Source organism: Gordonia jacobaea, from assembly GCF_965344965.1.
In the GTDB taxonomy this organism is placed as follows: domain Bacteria; phylum Actinomycetota; class Actinomycetes; order Mycobacteriales; family Mycobacteriaceae; genus Gordonia; species Gordonia jacobaea.
This window is the reverse complement of the sequence record NZ_CBDRLS010000003.1, coordinates 410,986-429,376: the sequence shown is the minus strand read 5'-3', so window position 1 is coordinate 429,376 and position 18,391 is coordinate 410,986. Positions and strand designations below refer to the sequence as shown.

Annotated in this window: 16 protein-coding genes and 1 tRNA gene; 7 read left to right on the top strand and 10 right to left on the bottom strand. The window is 65.2% G+C overall.

The genetic code is table 11. The features are described 5' to 3' along the window. Positions 1-6: 6 nt before the first annotated feature. Positions 7-552 (bottom strand): YbhB/YbcL family Raf kinase inhibitor-like protein, encoded by a 546-nt coding sequence (locus tag ACRVY7_RS12695; protein WP_049697356.1) that lies wholly within the window; start codon positions 550-552, stop codon positions 7-9. A gap of 204 nt (positions 553-756) precedes the next feature. On the opposite strand from ACRVY7_RS12695, the gene ACRVY7_RS12690 reads away from it, so the two are divergent. Then, a complete protein-coding gene (locus tag ACRVY7_RS12690) occupies positions 757-2,043 on the top strand; it encodes an alanine racemase (protein WP_431817292.1) in 1,287 nt (428 codons plus the stop codon). Beyond that, a complete protein-coding gene (locus tag ACRVY7_RS12685) occupies positions 2,040-3,350 on the top strand; it encodes a D-arabinono-1,4-lactone oxidase (RefSeq protein WP_431817291.1) in 1,311 nt (436 codons plus the stop codon). Before ACRVY7_RS12690 ends, ACRVY7_RS12685 begins: the two co-directional genes overlap by 4 nt. 43 nt (positions 3,351-3,393) lie before the next feature. Here ACRVY7_RS12685 and ACRVY7_RS12680 read toward each other — a convergent pair whose 3' ends face one another. Beyond that, entirely contained in the window at positions 3,394-4,752 is a 1,359-nt protein-coding gene (locus ACRVY7_RS12680) for a M20/M25/M40 family metallo-hydrolase (RefSeq protein ID WP_049697354.1), read from the bottom strand. Positions 4,753-4,850: 98 nt separating this feature from the next. Between ACRVY7_RS12680 and ACRVY7_RS12675 the strand changes: the two genes are divergently transcribed. Next, positions 4,851-4,936: transfer RNA gene (locus tag ACRVY7_RS12675), tRNA-Leu, on the top strand. Positions 4,937-5,228: 292 nt separating this feature from the next. On the opposite strand, the gene ACRVY7_RS12670 is transcribed toward ACRVY7_RS12675, so the two are convergent. Both ACRVY7_RS12670 and ACRVY7_RS12665 read right to left on the bottom strand, forming a co-directional pair. Next, the gene (locus ACRVY7_RS12670; protein ID WP_431817290.1) at positions 5,229-5,780 is read right to left on the bottom strand and encodes an SRPBCC family protein; all 552 of its coding nucleotides are present in this window, start codon (positions 5,778-5,780) and stop codon (positions 5,229-5,231) included. Further along, positions 5,777-6,211: an ArsR/SmtB family transcription factor gene (locus tag ACRVY7_RS12665; protein WP_049697352.1), complete on the bottom strand. Its 435-nt coding sequence runs from the start codon at positions 6,209-6,211 to the stop codon at positions 5,777-5,779. Before ACRVY7_RS12665 ends, ACRVY7_RS12670 begins: the two co-directional genes overlap by 4 nt. A gap of 311 nt (positions 6,212-6,522) precedes the next feature. Between ACRVY7_RS12665 and ACRVY7_RS12660 the strand changes: the two genes are divergently transcribed. Beyond that, positions 6,523-8,415: an HNH endonuclease signature motif containing protein gene (locus ACRVY7_RS12660; protein WP_431817289.1), complete on the top strand. Its 1,893-nt coding sequence runs from the start codon at positions 6,523-6,525 to the stop codon at positions 8,413-8,415. 161 nt (positions 8,416-8,576) lie between these two features. Here the strand turns inward: ACRVY7_RS12660 and ACRVY7_RS12655 are convergent, their stop codons facing one another. Continuing rightward, a complete protein-coding gene (locus ACRVY7_RS12655; RefSeq protein ID WP_197494583.1) occupies positions 8,577-9,497 on the bottom strand; it encodes a mechanosensitive ion channel family protein in 921 nt (306 codons plus the stop codon). 45 nt (positions 9,498-9,542) lie between these two features. On the opposite strand from ACRVY7_RS12655, the gene ACRVY7_RS12650 reads away from it, so the two are divergent. Then, positions 9,543-10,577, top strand: coding sequence for a nucleoside hydrolase (locus ACRVY7_RS12650; RefSeq protein ID WP_431817288.1), 1,035 nt, complete (start codon positions 9,543-9,545; stop codon positions 10,575-10,577). A 10-nt stretch (positions 10,578-10,587) separates the two neighbouring features. Beyond that, positions 10,588-11,538: an LLM class F420-dependent oxidoreductase gene (locus ACRVY7_RS12645; RefSeq protein ID WP_431817287.1), complete on the top strand. Its 951-nt coding sequence runs from the start codon at positions 10,588-10,590 to the stop codon at positions 11,536-11,538. Between the two features lie 54 nt (positions 11,539-11,592). Here ACRVY7_RS12645 and ACRVY7_RS12640 read toward each other — a convergent pair whose 3' ends face one another. Next, positions 11,593-12,462, bottom strand: coding sequence for a siderophore-interacting protein (locus tag ACRVY7_RS12640; RefSeq protein WP_431817286.1), 870 nt, complete (start codon positions 12,460-12,462; stop codon positions 11,593-11,595). A 20-nt stretch (positions 12,463-12,482) separates the two neighbouring features. Beyond that, positions 12,483-13,796 (bottom strand): lysine N(6)-hydroxylase/L-ornithine N(5)-oxygenase family protein, encoded by a 1,314-nt coding sequence (locus ACRVY7_RS12635; protein ID WP_431817285.1) that lies wholly within the window; start codon positions 13,794-13,796, stop codon positions 12,483-12,485. Positions 13,797-13,971: 175 nt separating this feature from the next. Here ACRVY7_RS12635 and ACRVY7_RS12630 point away from each other — a divergent pair, with 175 nt between their 5' ends. Beyond that, positions 13,972-15,261 carry an isochorismate synthase gene (locus ACRVY7_RS12630; RefSeq protein WP_431817284.1) on the top strand — a complete coding sequence of 430 codons (1,290 nt, stop codon included), beginning with the start codon at positions 13,972-13,974 and terminating at the stop codon, positions 15,259-15,261. On the opposite strand, the gene ACRVY7_RS12625 is transcribed toward ACRVY7_RS12630, so the two are convergent. From ACRVY7_RS12625 to ACRVY7_RS12615, 3 genes are read right to left on the bottom strand one after another with little or no spacing between them, the layout of a single operon-like run. Next, a complete protein-coding gene (locus tag ACRVY7_RS12625; RefSeq protein ID WP_431817283.1) occupies positions 15,220-16,488 on the bottom strand; it encodes a cation:proton antiporter in 1,269 nt (422 codons plus the stop codon). The two genes, ACRVY7_RS12630 and ACRVY7_RS12625, sit on opposite strands and share 42 nt — an antisense overlap. 16 nt (positions 16,489-16,504) lie before the next feature. Continuing rightward, positions 16,505-18,034 carry a tryptophan 7-halogenase gene (locus tag ACRVY7_RS12620; RefSeq protein WP_049697345.1) on the bottom strand — a complete coding sequence of 510 codons (1,530 nt, stop codon included), beginning with the start codon at positions 18,032-18,034 and terminating at the stop codon, positions 16,505-16,507. After that, complete coding sequence (locus ACRVY7_RS12615) at positions 18,031-18,306, bottom strand: phosphopantetheine-binding protein (RefSeq protein WP_049697344.1); 276 nt, start codon at positions 18,304-18,306, stop codon at positions 18,031-18,033. The genes ACRVY7_RS12620 and ACRVY7_RS12615 overlap by 4 nt, the downstream gene beginning before the upstream one ends. Positions 18,307-18,391 lie beyond the last annotated feature (85 nt).

Genomic DNA, 18,391 nt, shown 5'->3' with positions numbered 1-18,391 from the left:
GTCGAGTCAGACGTTCTCGGCGGGCTGTTCGTACGTCCCGATGATGCGCGCGCGTCCGATCGCGTGCGAGAACAGGTTGAATCCGAGGTAGGCCGGCGTCGCGTTCTCGGGCAATTCGAGCGACTCGACGTCGACGGCGTGCACGACGATCATGTACCGGTGCGGGCCGTGTCCGGGCGGCGGCGCAGCTCCGACGAACCGCTTGAGTGAGGCGTCGTTGGCCAGGGTGACCGCTCCCGCGGGTAGACCACTCCCGTTCTCGTCGCCTGCATCCTCGGCGAGACTCGTCACCGATGCAGGGATGTCGGCGACGGCCCAGTGCCAAAAACCTGCGGCAGTCGGAGCGTCGGGGTCGTAGACCGTCACGGCGAAACTCTTTGTCTCCGAGGGAAATCCAGACCACGAGAGCTGCGGTGAGGCGTCGGCGCCGCCCGCGCCCATGATTCCGCTGACCTGAGGAGTTGCCAGCGGCGCGCCGTCGGCCACGCTCTCCGAAGTCAGCGTGAACGTCGGCAGGTTCGGCAGGTCTGCGTAGGGGTCGTACGAGGTCATCGAACACCTTTCTCTCGCGAGTACGGCCGGTATGGCCGAGCGTGCGTGGACTCGTTCGCGAGTCTAATCCGCAGCGCTCGGAGCCCGAGATGCACTTTCACGTCCCGCCGCCGGAAGTTGTGTAGTAACTTTCAGTTGACCACTTGGTCAACTTTGGGAGCCGGGTACTCCGAGCTCCCCACAACACCTCTGGGAGCAGCACATATGGGCCGTCTCGAGGCCACGACAACCCACTCGGGCGCAGTCGCGTCGTCACAGCCGTGGTCGACCGACCCCGACGGGTACTACGCGGGAATCGACGCGGCGGTGCGTGATGCGGGAATCGACGCGCCGACCCTCGCACTGGATCTCACCGCGCTCGAACACAACATCGCCAACCTGACCGCCCGAGCGGGCGGTGTGCCGATTCGGTTGGCCAGCAAGTCGCTTCGCGTGCGATCGATCATCGACGACGTCGTCGCGCGCGACGGGTTTGCGGGAGTCCTTGCCTACGACGTCGCCGAGGCGCAGTGGTTGGCCACCGAGTCGAACATCGACGATGTGCTCCTCGGGTATCCGTCGGTTCGACGTGCCGCTCTCGCCGACCTCCTCGCCGACGACGTCGCACTGACGCGCGTCACGCTGCTCGTCGACGACGTCGCGCAACTCGACGTCATCGACTCCATCGCCTCGCCAGAGCACCGTTCGGTGGTTCGCGTGGCCATCGACCTCGACGCCTCGTTGCGACTGTTCGGGGGTCGCGTCCACCTCGGTGTCCGACGCTCCCCTGTGCACGATGCAGACGCCGCCCTGACACTGGCCGGTGCGATCGTCGCACGTCCGGGGTTCGCGCTCGTCGGCGTGATGTCGTACGAGGCTCAGGTTGCGGGAGTCGCCGACGACGTCGACGGCAAGCCACTGATGAACAGGGCGACCCGGGCGATGCAGCGCGTGTCCATGCTCGAATTGCGACGACGACGGGGCGTGATCATCTCCTCGCTGCGCGAGCTCGCCGACATCGAGATCGTCAACGCGGGCGGAACCGGCTCGCTCGAAGAGACTGCCCGCGACAGTTCGGTCACCGACATCGCCGCGGGCAGTGGGCTTTTCGGCGGCCATCTGTTCGACGGATACCGACGTTTTCAGCCCGCTCCCGCGTTGATGTTCGGTCTCGACGTGACGCGCAGACCCGCGCCAAAGATCATCACGTGCGCGGGTGGCGGATGGATCGCGTCCGGCCCGCCCGCGCCCGACAGACTGCCGCGTCCGGTGTGGCCCGCGGGTTTGTCCTACGTCGGTACCGAGGCCGCAGGCGAGGTGCAGACGCCGCTGACCGGCGACCCCGCGTCGACGCTGGTGCCGGGTGATCGAGTGTGGTTCCGCCACACCAAGTCCGGCGAGGTGTGCGAGCGCGCCAGGACAGTTGCTCTGATCGGACGTGACCAGAACGGACAGGCACGCGTCGACGGTCTCGTTCCGACCTACCGAGGGGAAGAAAAGTGCTACCTGTGACAACACAGACGCGCACGCAGTGGCGCAATTGGAGTGGAAACCAGTCGGCCACAACGGCAGTCGCGACACCCGACAGCGACGACGCCGTCTCGCAGCTCGTCGCGACAGCAGCGGCCGACGGAACACGTATCAAGCCGATCGGCTCCGGGCACAGCTTCACCGCCATCGGCGTGCCAGAGGGCATTCAGCTCGACATGTCCGCGCTCCGCGGGGTGGTCGGCGTCGACGGGAAGCGGGTGACGTTGCGTGCGGGCACCCGGCTGCACGAGATCCCCGCTCTGCTCGCCCCTTACGGGCTCGGAATGCGCAATCTCGGCGACATCGATCGTCAGACGATCACCGGGGCCACGTCGACGGGTACACACGGAACCGGTCTGCACTTCGGTGGGATCTCGACGCAGATCGTCGGCGCGAAGATCGTCACCGGCACCGGCGACGTCGTCACCCTCACTGCCGACGATGACGAATTGCGCGCTGTCGCTTTGGGATTGGGTGCGCTTGGGGTCATCGTCGAGCTGACCATCGAATGCGTCGACGCATTCAGTCTCCGCGCTCACGACGAGCCGCTCGACCTCGACGATGCGGTCGGCGGCTTTCTCGACCGCGTCGAATCCTTCGACCACCACGAGTTCTACTGGTTCCCGCACACTCGTCGCGCGCTGGCCAAGACCAATACAAGGCTTCCCGCAGATGCGACGCCGAGTGGGCCGGGCTCGGTGCGTAGATACATCGACGACGACCTGATCAGCAACAAGGTCTACGGCGTTGTCTGCGAACTCGGACGCCGTGTGCCCGCAGTTGTTCCGACGCTCAATCGGGTTGCGAGTCATGCGCTTTCGGAGCGCACTTACGTCGCACCGTCGGCAGAGGTCTTCGCGTCGATCCGTGATGTGCGCTTCCGCGAAATGGAGTACGCGGTCGAACTGCCCGCCGTGGCGGAGGTACTCAACGACATCGAGAAGCTCATCGCACGCAAGGGATACCGCGTCAGCTTCCCGGTGGAGGTGCGCGCAGCCGCCGCCGACGATCTGATGCTCTCGACGGCCTCGGGGCGTACCACCGGTTACATCGCGGTCCACCGCTACCACCGTGACGATCCCGCGGACATCTCGGCGTTCTTCGCCGACGTCGAGGAGATCATGGTTGCCCACAACGGCAGGCCACACTGGGGCAAGCTACACACTCGCGACGCGGAGTACTTCCGCGCTGTGTACCCGCAATTCGACGACTTCCTCGCGGTTCGGGACAAGTACGACCCCTCGCGCGTTTTCAGCAACGACTACCTGCGGCGGGTGCTCGGCGACTGATCGCGCTGACGCATCGCAGCTGAACCGTAGGTCGGGGGACCGCTCAGCTGTGATGCAGAAAGTGCTCGAACACCTGCGTGCCGAACAGGACCGAATCCACCGGGACACGCTCGTCGACGCCGTGGAAGAGCGCGGCGAAGTCGAGCTCGGGTGGCAGGCGCAGCGGCGCGAAGCCGAAGCACCTGATACCGAGCTTGGCGAACGCCTTGGCGTCGGTGCCGCCCGACATCATGTACGGGACGGTTCGGCCGTCCTCGTCGTAGGCGAGGATCGCGTCGTTCATCGCGTCGACGAGGTTGCCGTCGAATGTCGTCTCGTAGGAGTCGAGGTGGGTGATCCATTCCCGTCGGACGTTGGGGCCGATCAACTCGTCGATCTCAGCCTCAAATGCCTTCTGGCGTCCGGGAAGAACACGGCAGTCGACGACGGCCTCGGCCTTCTGCGGGATGACGTTGGCCTTGTAGCCGGCCTTGAGCATGGTCGGATTGGCGGTGTCGCGCAGTGTGGCACCGAGGATCCGGGCGAGGCTGCCCAGTTTGAACAAGGCGGTCTCGAGGTCAGGTGTGTCGGGACCGAGGTCCCAACCCGTCTCCTCGGACACCGCCTGCAGGAACTCGGCCACCGAATCGCTGATCACGAGAGGGAATTCGTGGTTTCCGATTCGCGCGACCGCGGAGGCGATCTCGGTGACAGCGTTGTCGGAGTGCAGGAACGATCCGTGGCCCGCAGTGGCTTCGGCGGTGAGCCGCATCCACGAGAGCCCCTTCTCGGCCGTCTCCACCAAATAGAGACGACGCTGCGTGCCGTCCGGGCGGTCGACGGTCAGTGAGTAGCCGCCGACCTCGCCGACTGCCTCGGTGATGCCCTCGAACAGATCCGGCCGATGCTCCACCAGCCAGTGCGATCCCCACGTCCCGCCAGCCTCTTCGTCGGCAAGAAAGGCGAAGACCAGCTCACGCGGCGGCACGGTTCCGTCACGTTTGAACTGGCGGGCCAGTGCCAGCGCCATGCCCGCCATGTCCTTCATGTCGACGGCGCCGCGGCCCCAGATGTAGCCGTCGGACACCGACCCCGAAAACGGGTGGACACTCCAGTCGGCAGGCTCTGCGGGCACGACGTCGAGATGCGCGTGCACCAGGAGCGCACCACGGTCGGAATCAGGCGGACCGGCGAGCCGCGCGAACACGTTTCCGCGTCCCGGTCGCCCCGACTCGACGTACTGAGTGGTGTACCCCACCTCTTCGAGCATCCCCGCCACCCACTTGGCGCAGTCCTCCTCGCCCTTCGTCGTCTCGGGCTCTCCCGTATTGGAGGTGTCGAAGCGGATCAGTTTGCTGACGATATCGACCACTTCGTCGACGGCTTTGATGGTCCCGGCGGTGTTCTCAGGCTCCGAAGTCACCCCTCACTCCTACGGGATTTGGGATACGGGGGCAACCTCGGTTAGTGTTATCCGGCCCGGTGCGGAACGGAGAAATCCGCGAGACACCGAAGCACCGAGTCCGAGTGGCGGAATGGCAGACGCGCTAGCTTGAGGTGCTAGTGCCCTATTAACGGGCGTGGGGGTTCAAGTCCCCCCTCGGACACCGCGAGAGTCCCGGAGAGCATTGCTCTCCGGGATTTTTTCGTTGGGCGGCCGGGCTGGGGCAATCGAGCCGTGCTGGGTCGTGTCGGGAGATCGCGAGTACAGATGCTCAAGCCAGTCTCCAGCGTGGACGACCGGCGACAAGATCTGCACGGTCGGTCCAAGTGCCTGCGACTGAATGTTTTCCGTGTCGGCGCCGTCGCGCATTGCTGTGGCGCAGACAAGAGACTCGCGCCCGCTTCCCGCCGCTCCGCCGGTCATTACTCAACCGGCGGGCGTCGACACCGCCGACGTCAGTAGCCGGAGTCCGGTGACCGGTTCGCGCTCGCGTTCACCCGGTCCCGCACCGTGAGGTAGTACTCCCGTTGCGCCGGGTAGTAGTCATCGAAGTCGAGGTCGGCCGGGTCCGTTCCGGTCACTACCGCCGAGAGACGATCCAGGTAGTACTCCCACCCCGGGCCGGTGCTTTCGATGATCTCCGGGTCGTGGACGATCTGACTGAGCCTCAGCGTCGTGATGCCACTGTTCTCGTCCAGCTCAAGGATCAGATCCCACGTACCGGCATCGTCGGTCGTGTGCACCTGAAGGACATGTGGCGGCTCGCAGCGTCGAATGTCGTAGCGCACCGGGGTCATGTTCTCCTCCCCCTCGGCGTTCATCGTGAAGGCGACGTGACCCTCGTCGGGGTCACCGTCGAAGAAACCGATCCAGCGGGCGAGCCGATCGGACTCGGTCACGGCGGCCCACACGTCGTCGACGGCGGCGCGGTAGGTACGGGTGAACTCGACCACGTCGCCCTCTCGGCGGACGCGGTGCCGGCCGCTGGGTATGGGCGCATTCGTCATCCTGACTCCTGTATCTGGTGGGATGTGACGTCGGGTTCGGCAGTGTGTCGGCTGGACCTGTCTGGGCTTGCGGCCCTGCGTCTTTCGCGTCGGGTTCGGTACACCTCGGTGTTCAGGGCGTCGAGTGCCGACTCCGCGATCGGCACGCGGGAGGCGTCCGCGGCGTCCCCGGATCCGAGGTCGGACAACAACTTCCGCACCTCGAGCAGTGGTGTCGGGTCGAGTCGATAGTGACGTTCCCGGCCCGTCGTGGCGGCCTCGACCAGGCCGGCCTCGGCGAGCACCCGTAAGTGTCGACTCACCGCGGGCCGCGAAATCGGGTGACGGGCGGCGAGCAACCGTTGGATGTCGACGACTCGTTGCGGGCCGTCGACGAGGATCCGCAGGATCCCGCGACGCACCGGGTCGGCGATTGCGACGAAGACGGACACTCATAAATGGTAACTGACTAGTTACCAATTGTCGGGTGTCTTTGTGGAAGGGGCAGCGAGCGGCGACTGCCATGTTTTGGCAACTATCGCCCCGGAAAACCGTGCCGCCGTCGCGTTCTCGGCGATCACGAGCATCCTTGACACCTTGAGTGTTCAACGCCGCAACGCTGGACCGAAAATGGGTGGTCGGGACTCGGCGAAACGCGTGTCCACAAGGTCGAAAAATTGTTCGAGAATTCCTCGACGCTGTCGGTATTGTCGGGTAATGTAGAACACATATTCGACATGACGTGGGGCGGGGGTGGCGGCACGTGAACAGCAATCGCAACAACAGCGAGAATGGCCGTGCGCCTTCAGCTTTGGGATCATCTGTGTTGGCCTCTGCTGCGGTGGGGTCGGCGGATGCGGTGGTGGCGGAGAAACTGTCACGGCTTGCCGCGGTGCTGGATGAGTTGGCTGCCGTCGATGTGTCGTTGGTGTCCGACGCGGCGCTGGTGGAAGCCACTGTTGAGGCCGAACGCCTGGCACTGCGGACCGCCGGTGCGGTGACGGATCGCTTGATCGTGGAGGCTTCCGACCGGGATCTGCCCCGCGCCCTGGGTTTCCGCGATGTTCGCAATTTCATGGGGCATGGTCTGCACATTGGTGATCCCGCGGCGCGGCATCGGGTGATCGGCGCGACCGGGTCGTTCACCACGATCTGCGGCGACCGACTGCCACCGTCGTGCCCGACGTTGGCCGGCTACGTGGTGGAGGGTCGTGTCGCGGGCTCGCATGTCCGGGCGGTGTTGGAGGTGTTGGAGGCAATCCCTAGTGAGGTGTCGGCCGAGACGAAAGCTGCCGCCGAAGCACAGATGGCTGGGTATGCGGTCCAGTTCACGCCCGCTGAAATCACCAATCTCGGTTCGCGGCTACTGGCCCATCTGGATCCGGATGGGACGCTGACCACCGCGAAGGACCGTAAACGTCGACGCCGGTTGTGGGTGAATCGGCAGAACGCGCAGCTGATGTCGCGGTTGACCGCTGATTTGGATCCGATCGCCCGCGCCCGGCTCGATACGGTGCTCGACGCGTGGGCCAAACCGGGCATGAACAATCCCGACGACCCGGAGTCACCTGTCGGGCCGATCACCATGGCGAACGCCGAACAGGTCGCGGCCGCCGCCCTGCGCGATCAGCGCTCACCCGCCCAACGCAACCACGACGCATTCTCCGCCCTGTTGGGGCAGGTACTCGAGTCAGGGATGTTGGGTAACACGCATCGGGGGTTACCGATCCAGGTGATCGTCACCACCAGCCTGCACGAGTTGGAGGAGCAGGCGGGGATCGCGCAAACCACGTCCGGAACACTGCTGCCGATCAGCGATGTCATCAACATGGCCGCCTCCGCCGGGGCCAGCCAGTATTTGGCGGTGTTCGGTGACCACACCAGCATCCCGCTCTACCTGGGTCGGTCGAAGCGGATCGCGTCACTCGGGCAACGACTCGCCTCGTTCGCCTCGCCGGGCGGGAAAATGTGTTCCGCACCGGGCTGCACCCTGCCCGCTTCACGGGTGCAGATGCATCACGCCGCGAAAGACTGGGCCGACGGCGGGTTGACCGATATCGACCAACTCGTCCCGGCCTGCGATGTGCACAACCGCCGCGTCGGCCCGAAACCCGGCCAATTCACCACCCGCATGATCACCGAAGGACCCGACACCGGCCGGGTCGCGTGGCGACTCAACGCCAAACCCGGTATGCCGGAGAATCCCGAACGCATCAACCGCATCGCCGACGTCAAAGCCGATTTCCACGACTGCCTCACCGCCGAACACTCCAGCAACCAAGCCGCCGCCGCGGCACGCGCAACCGGGACATGCACAGACGCGACAGTCACCGAGATCGGCGCGCGAGGCTCGGGTACACCGGACGCCGAGATCGTCGCGGGCGCGGTCGGCGCCTGGATGGAGTCGCCGCCTTTGATGCCAGGTGCGCCGAGCGCGAATGAGCCGACGTTGACCGGCATCGAGCGCGCGCTGGTGGGCAGGATGTCCGTCGGCGACACCCCGCCCCTCAGCAGGCGGGTCGACATCAGATGGAACCTCGCTGATCCACCCGATCCCGAGCCGCCCACAGACCCGGACGCGCCAACCGGTCCGGCTCCACCAGGCGACCCCAACCGATTCGGCGGCGTCGACCCACCGCTGGCCGACGCAGCCTGACCAACGGTCACCTGACCGACGCGCCAACCCCCTAGCCTGGGCGAACCGTCGAATCCGGTTGTGCCGCAACCCGTCCACACCCCGCCACCACAACCCGGTGGCGGGGCAGGCTTGGTTGCTCGGTCGGTCGCCCAGCCTCGCGCGCCACGCCCCTGCTGCCGCTAGTTCGGCGACGCGGCGAGGAGTTGGCCCCGCGGATACGGCAATTCGATTCCATGCTCGTCGTAGGCCCGCAGGATCTCGCGGCGCAGTGTCCGCTGAACCTTCCACTGCGAGTTGGGCTTTGTGGTGACCGTCATTCGCAAGATCAGCTGATCGGCAGAGAGTTCCTGCACGCCGAGCATGTCGGGTTCGCCGGTCACGTGCTCGGAGAGCGCATCCGACTCCACGGCGGCGTGCGCAGCGGCGAGTGCCACTTCCTGCGCCCTGTCGACATCCGCGGTGAGTGCGACGGGCAATTCGACGCGGGCTACGGCGTACTCCTGGCTCATGTTGCCGACGCGCGCAATCTCGCCGTTGCGGACGTACCAGAGCGTGCCGTCGACGTCACGCACCGTCGTGATCCGAAGACCGACCGATTCGACCTCCCCGACTGCCTCGCCGAGATCGACGACGTCGCCGACTCCGTACTGGTCCTCGAGCAGCATGAAGATTCCCGTCACGAAGTCGCGCACGAGATTCTGAGCACCGAATCCGATTGCCAGACCGATTACACCGGCTGAGGCGATGAACGGCGCGATGTTGACTCCGAGTACGGACAGGATCGCCAGCACCACCCAGGTGAGCAGCACGATCGACACAACGGACTTCAGCACCGATCCGATGGTGCGAGCCCGTTGCGAGCGCCTCTGGTTGATCACTGCCCTGCTGGCGCCAGACGGTGCGCGGTCACGCAGGTGGCGTAGGAGCAGCGGCATCGAACCCTCTCCGGGTCGACGTCGTGTGACGCGGTCGATGAGCCGGTTGCACACGAAGCGGGCCACCAGCGCGACGATCACATACCCGACGATCCTGATCGGGTTCTCGATCAGCCATTCCCGATTTGTCTCCGTCCATTCGAAAGCCGTTGTGTACGTTGCCATGAACCCGACCGTACGTATTCGTTGCGTATCCATCAGAATTGTGTCGTGACCCAGCGACTGTTCTTCGACTGCGACACCGGTATCGACGATTCGGTCGCACTGCTGTACTTGCTTGCCCGCACCGACGTCGACATCGTGGGGATCGCGAGTACCGCAGGGAACGTGCCGGTCGACGTCGTCGCCGCCAACAACCTCGCCTGGTTGTCGCTGTGCGAGCGCGGTGAGATTCCGGTACATCGCGGGCCCGACGGTCCGCTCGTCGCACCACTGATGACCACCGAGGACACACACGGACCACTGGGTGTCGGATACGCGGAATTGCCCACATCCGACCTCGTCGTCGCCGACACGGACGCACCAGACGCTTGGCTCGACGCGGCGCAGGCGCACGACGGGGAATTGGTCGGGCTGGTCACCGGGCCACTCACGTCGCTTGCCACCGCGATACGACGCGACCCGAGCCTGCCACGACGACTTCGGCGGTTGGTCATCATGGGTGGCGCGTTCCATGTCCACGGCAACACCACGCCCGTCGCCGAGTGGAATATCGCCGTCGACCCGGAGGCTGCCGCCGAGGTCTTCGCCGCATTCGGCGTCGACGGTGCGCCTGCCCCGATCGTCTGCCCACTCGATCTCACGGAGACCGTCGCACTTCTCCCCGACCACCTGGTTCGACTGGCGGCCGCGGCGGGCAGCAGTCCTGTCGAGTATCTGGATCCGACAGACGAACCCGGCATCCGATCGGTTGCCGATAATCCGATCGTGCGTCACCTCGTCGACGCAATGCGTTTCTACCTGGAGTTCCACGACGCCCATGACGAGGGCTACCTGGCTCATCTCCACGATCCGTTCGCCGCGATGGTTGCACTCGACCCGGCCATCGCCGACACCCTGCCCGCCCAGGTCGGTGTCGAGCTCACCGGAGCTCTGACCCGCGGGATGACCGTCGCCGACGAGCGTGGCATGTGGGGCGGAACCCCGAATGCCCGAATCGCAACAGCCACCGACGTCGACGCCGTGTTCGATCACCTCATCGAGACGATCGCCTCGCTCGCTCGCCAGATCGGCGGTTCGGCGTAGCGTCGACCAGGTGACGACACTCGGCTACCAGATCCCGAACTTCACCTACCCCGACACAACACCCGACCAGCTCTTTCCCACCATCGCCGCGCAGGCAGTCGAAGCGGAGAACTCCGGGTTCGACACCGTTCTGGTGATGGACCACTTCTATCAACTGCCCATCCTCGGCGCCCCGGACGAGCCGATGATCGAGTGCTACACACTGCTCTCCGCACTCGCCCAGCACACCTCGCGGGTGCGTCTGTCCTCACTGGTCACCGGCAACACCTATCGGAACCCGACGCTGCTGGCGAAAAGCGTCACCGCGCTCGACGTCGTGTCGGGTGGTCGTGCTCAACTCGGGATCGGAGCCGGGTGGTTCGAGTTCGAGCATCAGTCACTGGGCTTCGAATTCGGTACCTTCACCGATCGATTCGAGAAGCTCGAAGAAGCACTGCAGATCATCCTGCCGATGTTGCGCGGCGAGCGGCCCTCACTCGACGGCAAGTGGTACCACGTCGAAGAGGCAATCAATTCCCCTGCGCCACTTGGCCGTATCCCGGTGATGATCGGCGGCGGTGGCGAGAAGAAGACGTTGCGGATGGTCGCGCAGTACGCCGACGAGTCCAACCTCATCGCCGCACCCGAGGATCTGCCGCGGAAACTCGACGTCCTTGCCGCCCACTGCGAGCGACTCGGCCGCGATCGGTCGGAGATCACGGTGACCGCGCAGACCTCGGCCTGCATTGCGCCCACCGAGGAGCAGGCCACGGCCGAATTCGAGGCATACCTCGCACGGAATCCGGCGGCAGAGGTTCGTCGAGCGTCGACCATCGTCGGTAGTCCCGAACAGGTCGCCGCGCGCTTCTCCGCGATGCTGGAGAGCGGAATCGACGGCGTGACGGTCAACTCTCCCGCCAATGGGCACGTCCCCGGTCGCGTGACGCTCCTCGGCGAGACCCTGGCGCCCCTCATCGGTTGAGCGGAGGGGCCGGGACGAATCGCGCTCACCCGAGCGGGGTTTCTCCCGTGACCTCTACTCAGGTGCCTCGTCGTCCTCGACGTGGTGGTCGAGGTTGACGGTTCCGGTGCGCCAGTATCCGTCGACCTTGACGCAGTCCTTCGGCCGACCGAGCTCGCGTCGCAGATGGCGTCGAATCGGCTTGAGCGACAACGCTTCTCCGGCGAACCAGCTGTAGAAGTTGCCTTCGGGGAGGTCCAACTCCTCCACCGCGCGAAGCAGATTTGTGCCTCTACCGGACTGATCGACGCCGCGATGGACGAAGTGCACCCGGGCGTTCGGCCGTTGGGGAAGGTCTATCTCCGTCTCGGGTCCGGTGACCTCGGCGAAGGCGATGACCTGCTTGTCCTCGGGTAGCTCTTCCAGCCAACGCGCGAGAGCGGGTAGCGCGGTGTCGTCGGCACCGAGCAGGTACCAGTCGTAGCCGGTCGGATAGATGTGGGAGCCGCGCGGACCGAGCATTCCGAGCCGATCGCCCGCAACCGCTCCTCCCGCCCATTTTCCGGCGACGCCGTGATCGTGCAGCACGAAATCGATGTCGAGGACGCCGCTCTCACGGTCAAAAGCCCGAATGGTGTAGTCGCGGTAGATCGGGAACTTGCCCTCGGTCGGCAGCTGCATCCCTTCGGCGCCAACACCCGGCATGACTATCTCGCCGCTTTCGGGATCCGGGAAGAACAGCTTGATGTGGTCGTCGGGTGCCATGTGCACCACGATGAAGCTCTCCGGTGCGCTGATGGAGAACCGCACTCGACGCATGTCCGGACTCAAGTCGATGGTCTCGACAACCTCGACCGTGCGCGGCAGCAGGTCGTACATGGTCAACTTGATCTCGGTCGCGTGAGGCCTAATATCCTGCCCCTGCACGGCATCGATGCCGGTCACGTTGCTCACCTCTCGAAAACTCAAGCGCCAGAAGCGCTATGGCCAACGGGTACGGCCGTCGGCATCGGTTGATTCGATCCGCGACCCACGACGGCGTCGAGGATCTCCCCCGATCGGATGGCCACATTCGACAGTAGCGTCGACGTGAGTCCGTGTGTGTGTTCTGAGTTGCCCTGTACAAAGATCTGCCCCGTGATCTCCGGGGAGGTCTGCAGTCGGTACGCACGGTCGAGTACGGGTCGGCCGTGTTGATCGGCCGCACAGTGGGCAGCGAGATCGCCGAGCATGTCCGCGACAGGAGTCGGCTCGAATCCGGTCGCGAATACGACGGCGTCGCAGTCGAGATCGATTACCTCGCCCGTTGTGCGATGCGCGATGCGCAGGCGTGCGACGTCGTCGGCCTCGTCGAGATCGGTGACCTCGGTGGCGCCGTGTACGAAGAGGCGGCGATTGCCCGATACGCGCTCGGTGTACTCGCGTCCGTACAGATCCTGGATCAGTACCGGATCGACAGCCGAGTAATTCGTGCTGCGGTGGTACTGGAGCAGACGGTCGCGCCACGCAGGTTCGGCCGAGAAGTACTCGTCGACGGCCTCGGCATCGAAGATGCGGTTGGCATAGGGGCTGTCGTCGGCCGGCGTGTAGCCGAACTTGGAGAAGACGGCGTGCACCTCGGCGCCGGTCGTCTCATGCAGAAAGGCCGCAACCTCTGCAGCACTCTGACCGGCGCCGATCACGGCGAAACGGCGATGCGTCAGTGGCGGTAGCTTGGCCAGGTTGGGCAGCACGTGATGGTTGTGGAAGACACGTCGGCCGGCGACAACACCGGCCGGAAGCTTCGCCCGCAGCCCTCCGCCGAGGACGAGATTGCGCGACCGCACGCTTTCGCCAGACGCCGAGGTGATGTCGAATGCGCCGTCGGTGAACGTGACCGAGCTGATCTCGGAGCCGTAGTCGACCGGCACCGACACGCGTTCGGCAGCCCACCGAAGGTAGTCGTGAAATTCGACGCGCAGCGGGAAGAAGTCCTGACGATTGATGAAGTGGCCCAACCGGTCATGCTCGGCGAGGTAGCTCAAGAACGAGTACGAACTCGACGTATTACGTTGCGTCACCAGATCTTTGAGGAACGACACCTGCATCGTCGCCCCGGGAAGGAGCATGCCGGGGTGCCACCCGAACTGGGACTTCTTCTCGAAGAACCGTGCCTGGATGTCACCATCGCGTGCCGTGCTGTTGTCGTTGTGCTCCTCGACCGCGATGGCCAAAGCCAAGTTCGACGGTCCGAATCCGATGCCAGCGATATCGAGTTCGGAGTTCCGCTTACTACACACGCGCCACTCCCTAGATCGTCGTGATTTCCGTGGGCCACCGCCGCACGCAAGACTAGGTAAGTCTAACCTAATCCACAGGTCGGGTTCAGGTACCCCCCGCGAGGCCGGACCCGCACCCATCAGCACACGTCAGCGCACGCCGAATCCGCATCGAACGAGGAGGACGACCGGCATCATGACTCTTTCGACCTCGACAGGGCACGTGGATGGTCCCGACGCTCAACCCGCCCGCGTCGACGGATCAACCACGCCTGCCGACCATTTCGAGCTTTACGGACTCGACTACCACTGTTCTGCGAGTGGTGCAGTGGCCTCGTTCAACGATCCCGCACGCGCAGCCGAGTCACTCGCGCGCGGCGAACACTCAGCGATTGTCGGCGCCCTGGCATTCGACACGGAGGCACCGAGCGCGCTGACCGCGCCCGCACACATCCGCTTCGACGTGCCGACGAGCTCCCGGGCCACAGCCGTCGCGACCATTCCCGTGACGAACATCCCCGTCCCGAACGCAGGTGGCTCGACCAACGCGCCAGGCCCGGTCGCCGAGGCCCGTGTGGTCGCCGCAGAACCGCTTCGCGAGGAACACCGTGACAGGGTCGCTGCAGCGGTGGCAGTGCTCGCGGACTCGACCAATCCGCTGGCCAAGGTGGTGCTGGCACGAAAGCTGTTGTTGGACACCACCCCGAGGCTGACACCGGAGTCGTTCATGGCCGCCCTCGCCACACTGAACCCGCACTCGGGAATCTTCCGCACAGAGCTCACTCCCGCAGGTGACGCCCACCACGGGCGGCATCTCGTCGGCGCGAGCCCCGAGGTACTCATACGACGGCGCGGTCGTCAGGTGAGCGCTCACCCGCTCGCCGGATCCACTCCACGCCATCACGACCCGAGCGTCGACGCCGAGCGCGCAGCAACGCTGAACTCGTCGGCCAAAGACCTTGGTGAGCACCGTTTCGTCGTCGACGCTCTGCGGAGCGCCCTCGCGCCGCTGTGCACGCGACTCGACGTACCCGACGCGCCCAGCATCGTGGGCACGTCGTCGATGTGGCACCTGGGAACGCCGATCGTCGGCGAGCTCGCCGATCCGTCGACGACGGCGCTCGATCTCGCAATCGCCGTGCATCCGACACCTGCGGTGTGCGGAACCCCGACCGCCGCGGCCAGGGAGTACATCCTCGCGACTGAAGGCGACCGTGGTTTCTACGGCGGCGCAGTCGGCTGGTGCGTCGGAAATCTCTCTACTGACGAGCGCTCGGGAGCGCTGCGCGGGGCCGACGGGATCACGCCAGGAGACGGCGAGTGGCTCGTCGCCATCCGGTGTGCGGAAATCGACTCGCGCACAGGAACTCTGGCGACCTGGGCGGGTGGCGGTATCGTCGCCGACTCCGATCCCGACGCGGAAGTCGCGGAGACCACAGCCAAGCTACGTACCGTGCTGCGCGCTCTCGGCGCCGACGAGATCTGACTGACGGGCATCCGGTCGGCATCGTCGCGCGGCGGCCGCGACCATCGGCCCCGCCATCACCGACGTGACCACCGCCATGACGACGACAATCATGTAGGTCTCCTCGCTGAACACTCCGAGACTCAAACCTGTTGTCGCAATGATGATCTCGACGACCCCGCGAGCGTTGAGCCCGCTTCCGACCGCCATCGACTCCCATCTCGACAGACGCGCGAGGCGAGCCCCGAGGTATCCGCCCAGCAGTTTGGCGACGACGGCGACGGTGATCACACCGACTGCCACTCCCGCCACGCCCGGAGAGGCGAGAACTCGCAGATCGACGTGTAGACCTGCCGACGCAAGAAACACCGGCGCCAGCACCGCGGTGGTGACCAACCGCAGCGGCGCCACGACGCGCTCGGGACGTCGACCACAGGCAATCCCGGCGAGCAGCGCCCCGAGAACGGCTTCGAGGTGCAGAGCTTCGGTCGCCGCGGCACCGGCGACCATGGCGATCACCATCACGGCTGCCGACTGCGCGTCGTGGCCACCGGATTCCAAGCGGGTCAGCACACGCCCGATCACGGGCCGCGCGACGAGCGCAACGGCCACCGAACCGATCATTGCCAGCAGAGTCAACGGAAGGTGCCAGCCGCGCAGCCCCACGGTGACCAGGGCTGAGACAGCAGCCAGCGCCAGCCACGCGGCGAGGTCGGTGAGAGTGCCCGCCGAAAGGATGAGCCGACCGAGTCGCGTCTGCAGTAGGTGGAGGTCGCCGAGGATCCGAGCGATCACGGGTATCGCGCTGACCGACATCGCGACGCCGAGCAGAACCGCGAATTCTGTTGTGCTCGTGGCGTCACCCGCGTTCGTACCGGCACCGAGGTACTCGGCGGGCAGCATGAGTCCGATTCCGATGCCGGCGACGAGCGGAATCACGAAAGAGACTCCGCTGACGACGCCGATGGTGCGGGCGTTCCCGCGCAGGAACGGCCCGTCGAGTTCGGTCGCCGCAAGTCCGACGAGTAAGACCACAGCGAGCGTGCCGACCGCGGATATCGCCGTGGTCGGCGCGCCGTCTGCATCGACGACCACTCCCGTGACCTGCGGTGCCACCATGCCGAGAACCGACGGGCCGAGCAGCACACCGGCGACCAATTCGCCTGCCATCGAGGGGAATCCGAGTCGACGCGCGATCGCTCCGCAGACGAGTGCCGCCCCGAGGATCAGCGCCAACGCTGTCAGCATGGCAGGTGCGTGCCGATCAGACGGTCGCGGGAGCCGGTTCGGCCCAGCTCAGTCCATCGGCCGACGGAACGAGTCCGCCGTCGAGCAGTGGCGGTTCGCTTCCGTCGGTACCAACTGCCCCGCGTGCCTGGAACGCGTTCATCTCCTCCATGACGTCACGCACGACCTGTGTACCGAAGAGATGTCCCATCCGCTGGCCCGAGTCGGTGTCCATGCCACCGGTTCGCTCCGCGGCCTCGGTGAGGGCGGCCGTCGACGCCGAGAAGCGCTCGATGATCTGTTCCGGGTCGGTGAGGGCCTGTTCGCCGGAGTAGGCACCCGCGACCAGCGACACGAATGCGGTCATGTCGTTGCGGTCGAAATTGGTGACCTTGCGTGCCTTCCAGAAATACGAGTCCTCTGACTGCTCCATGTCGTAGAAGGCCGACAGGAACTCGTAGAAGACCGCATATTCGCGACGGTATCGACCCTCGAACTCGGTGAACGCGCGCTCTTCGGTCATCGCACCCGCCAACACACTGTTGATCGATCGCGCCGCCAGCACACCCGAATAGGTTGCGAGATGAACCCCGGTGGAGAACACCGGATCGATGAAGCACGCGGCATCGCCGACGAGAACCATGCCGTTGCCCCAGAACTGGGTATTGGCATACGAATAGTCCTTGCGGATTCGGATCTCGCCGTAGGTGCCCTCGGTGACGCGGGTGGCGTCGGACAGCATGTCCTTCACGATCTCGCAGCGATCGACGTAGTGCAGCAGCGTCTCTTCCTGTGCGTTGAGAACGTGCTCTGCCTTGTCGCGCGAGATCACGGCACCGACACTGGTCAGCGTGTCCGATAGCGGGATGTACCACATCCACCCCTCGTCGAACGCCGCGCACAGGATGTTGCCGCTGTCCGGCGCGGGGAAACGCTTGCCGTTCTCGAAGTATCCGAACACCGCGACGTTCTGGAAGAAGTCGGAGTAAATCCGTTCTCCGCCCGCATATTTCGACAACCGCGTGGTGTTCCCCGACGCATCGACGACAAACTTGGCGTCGATCTGGTGCTCGACCCGGTCGGCGTCGACGTAACGGATGCCGGTGACCCGGCCGGTCTCGTCGGTGATTGTCCCGTTGACCCTGCTGCGCTGCCGCACGTCGACTCCCTGCTCCGCAGCGTTCTCGAGCAGGATCTGGTCGAACTTCATGCGTTCGACCTGGTACGCGTATGACCCCTCACCCGCGAACTCCGGCGAGATGGCGAACAAGAAGTTCCACGGCACCGGATTCTTGCCCCAGCGGAAACTGCCGCCGCGTTTGTGCATGAATCCCGCGTTCTTGATCTTCTCGTCGACCCCGAGGAGTCGGCATACGCCGTGAATCGTTGACGGAAGCAGTGATTCGCCGATCTGGTACCGGGGAAACGACTCCTTCTCCAACTGCACCACGCGGTGGCCGCTGCGCGCCAAGAGTGTCGCGACCGTCGAACCTCCCGGCCCGCCGCCGACGACAACGACGTCGGCGGTCTCGCTCACCGGTTGCCCGCTACGAGTGGCGTCGCTCACCGGAGCCCTCCCTCGTTGGCACCGGAAACACTGTCCGCGGTGAGTTCACGAATCCAGGAGCCGACGACCGGGTCAGCGGCCATACTCACCAGATCTGCCTTGTGAGCACCTGCGGCGCGCCAGCGCTCGATCAGTGACATCAGCCGAACCGAGTCGAGACCGACGTCGAGAACGTTTGTGTCATCGGTGATTTCACTCTCGTCAACACCGAGGATGCCAGCAATGTCGGCGATGATCCGTTCTCGGGTGAGTACCGTATTCGTTGTGGCCATGCCGTCCTCTCTCGTGACATGCGGTGAATTGCGAGCATCGCAGCTCGAACTCTGGTAAGCATAGGCTTACCAACATCGACAGCGC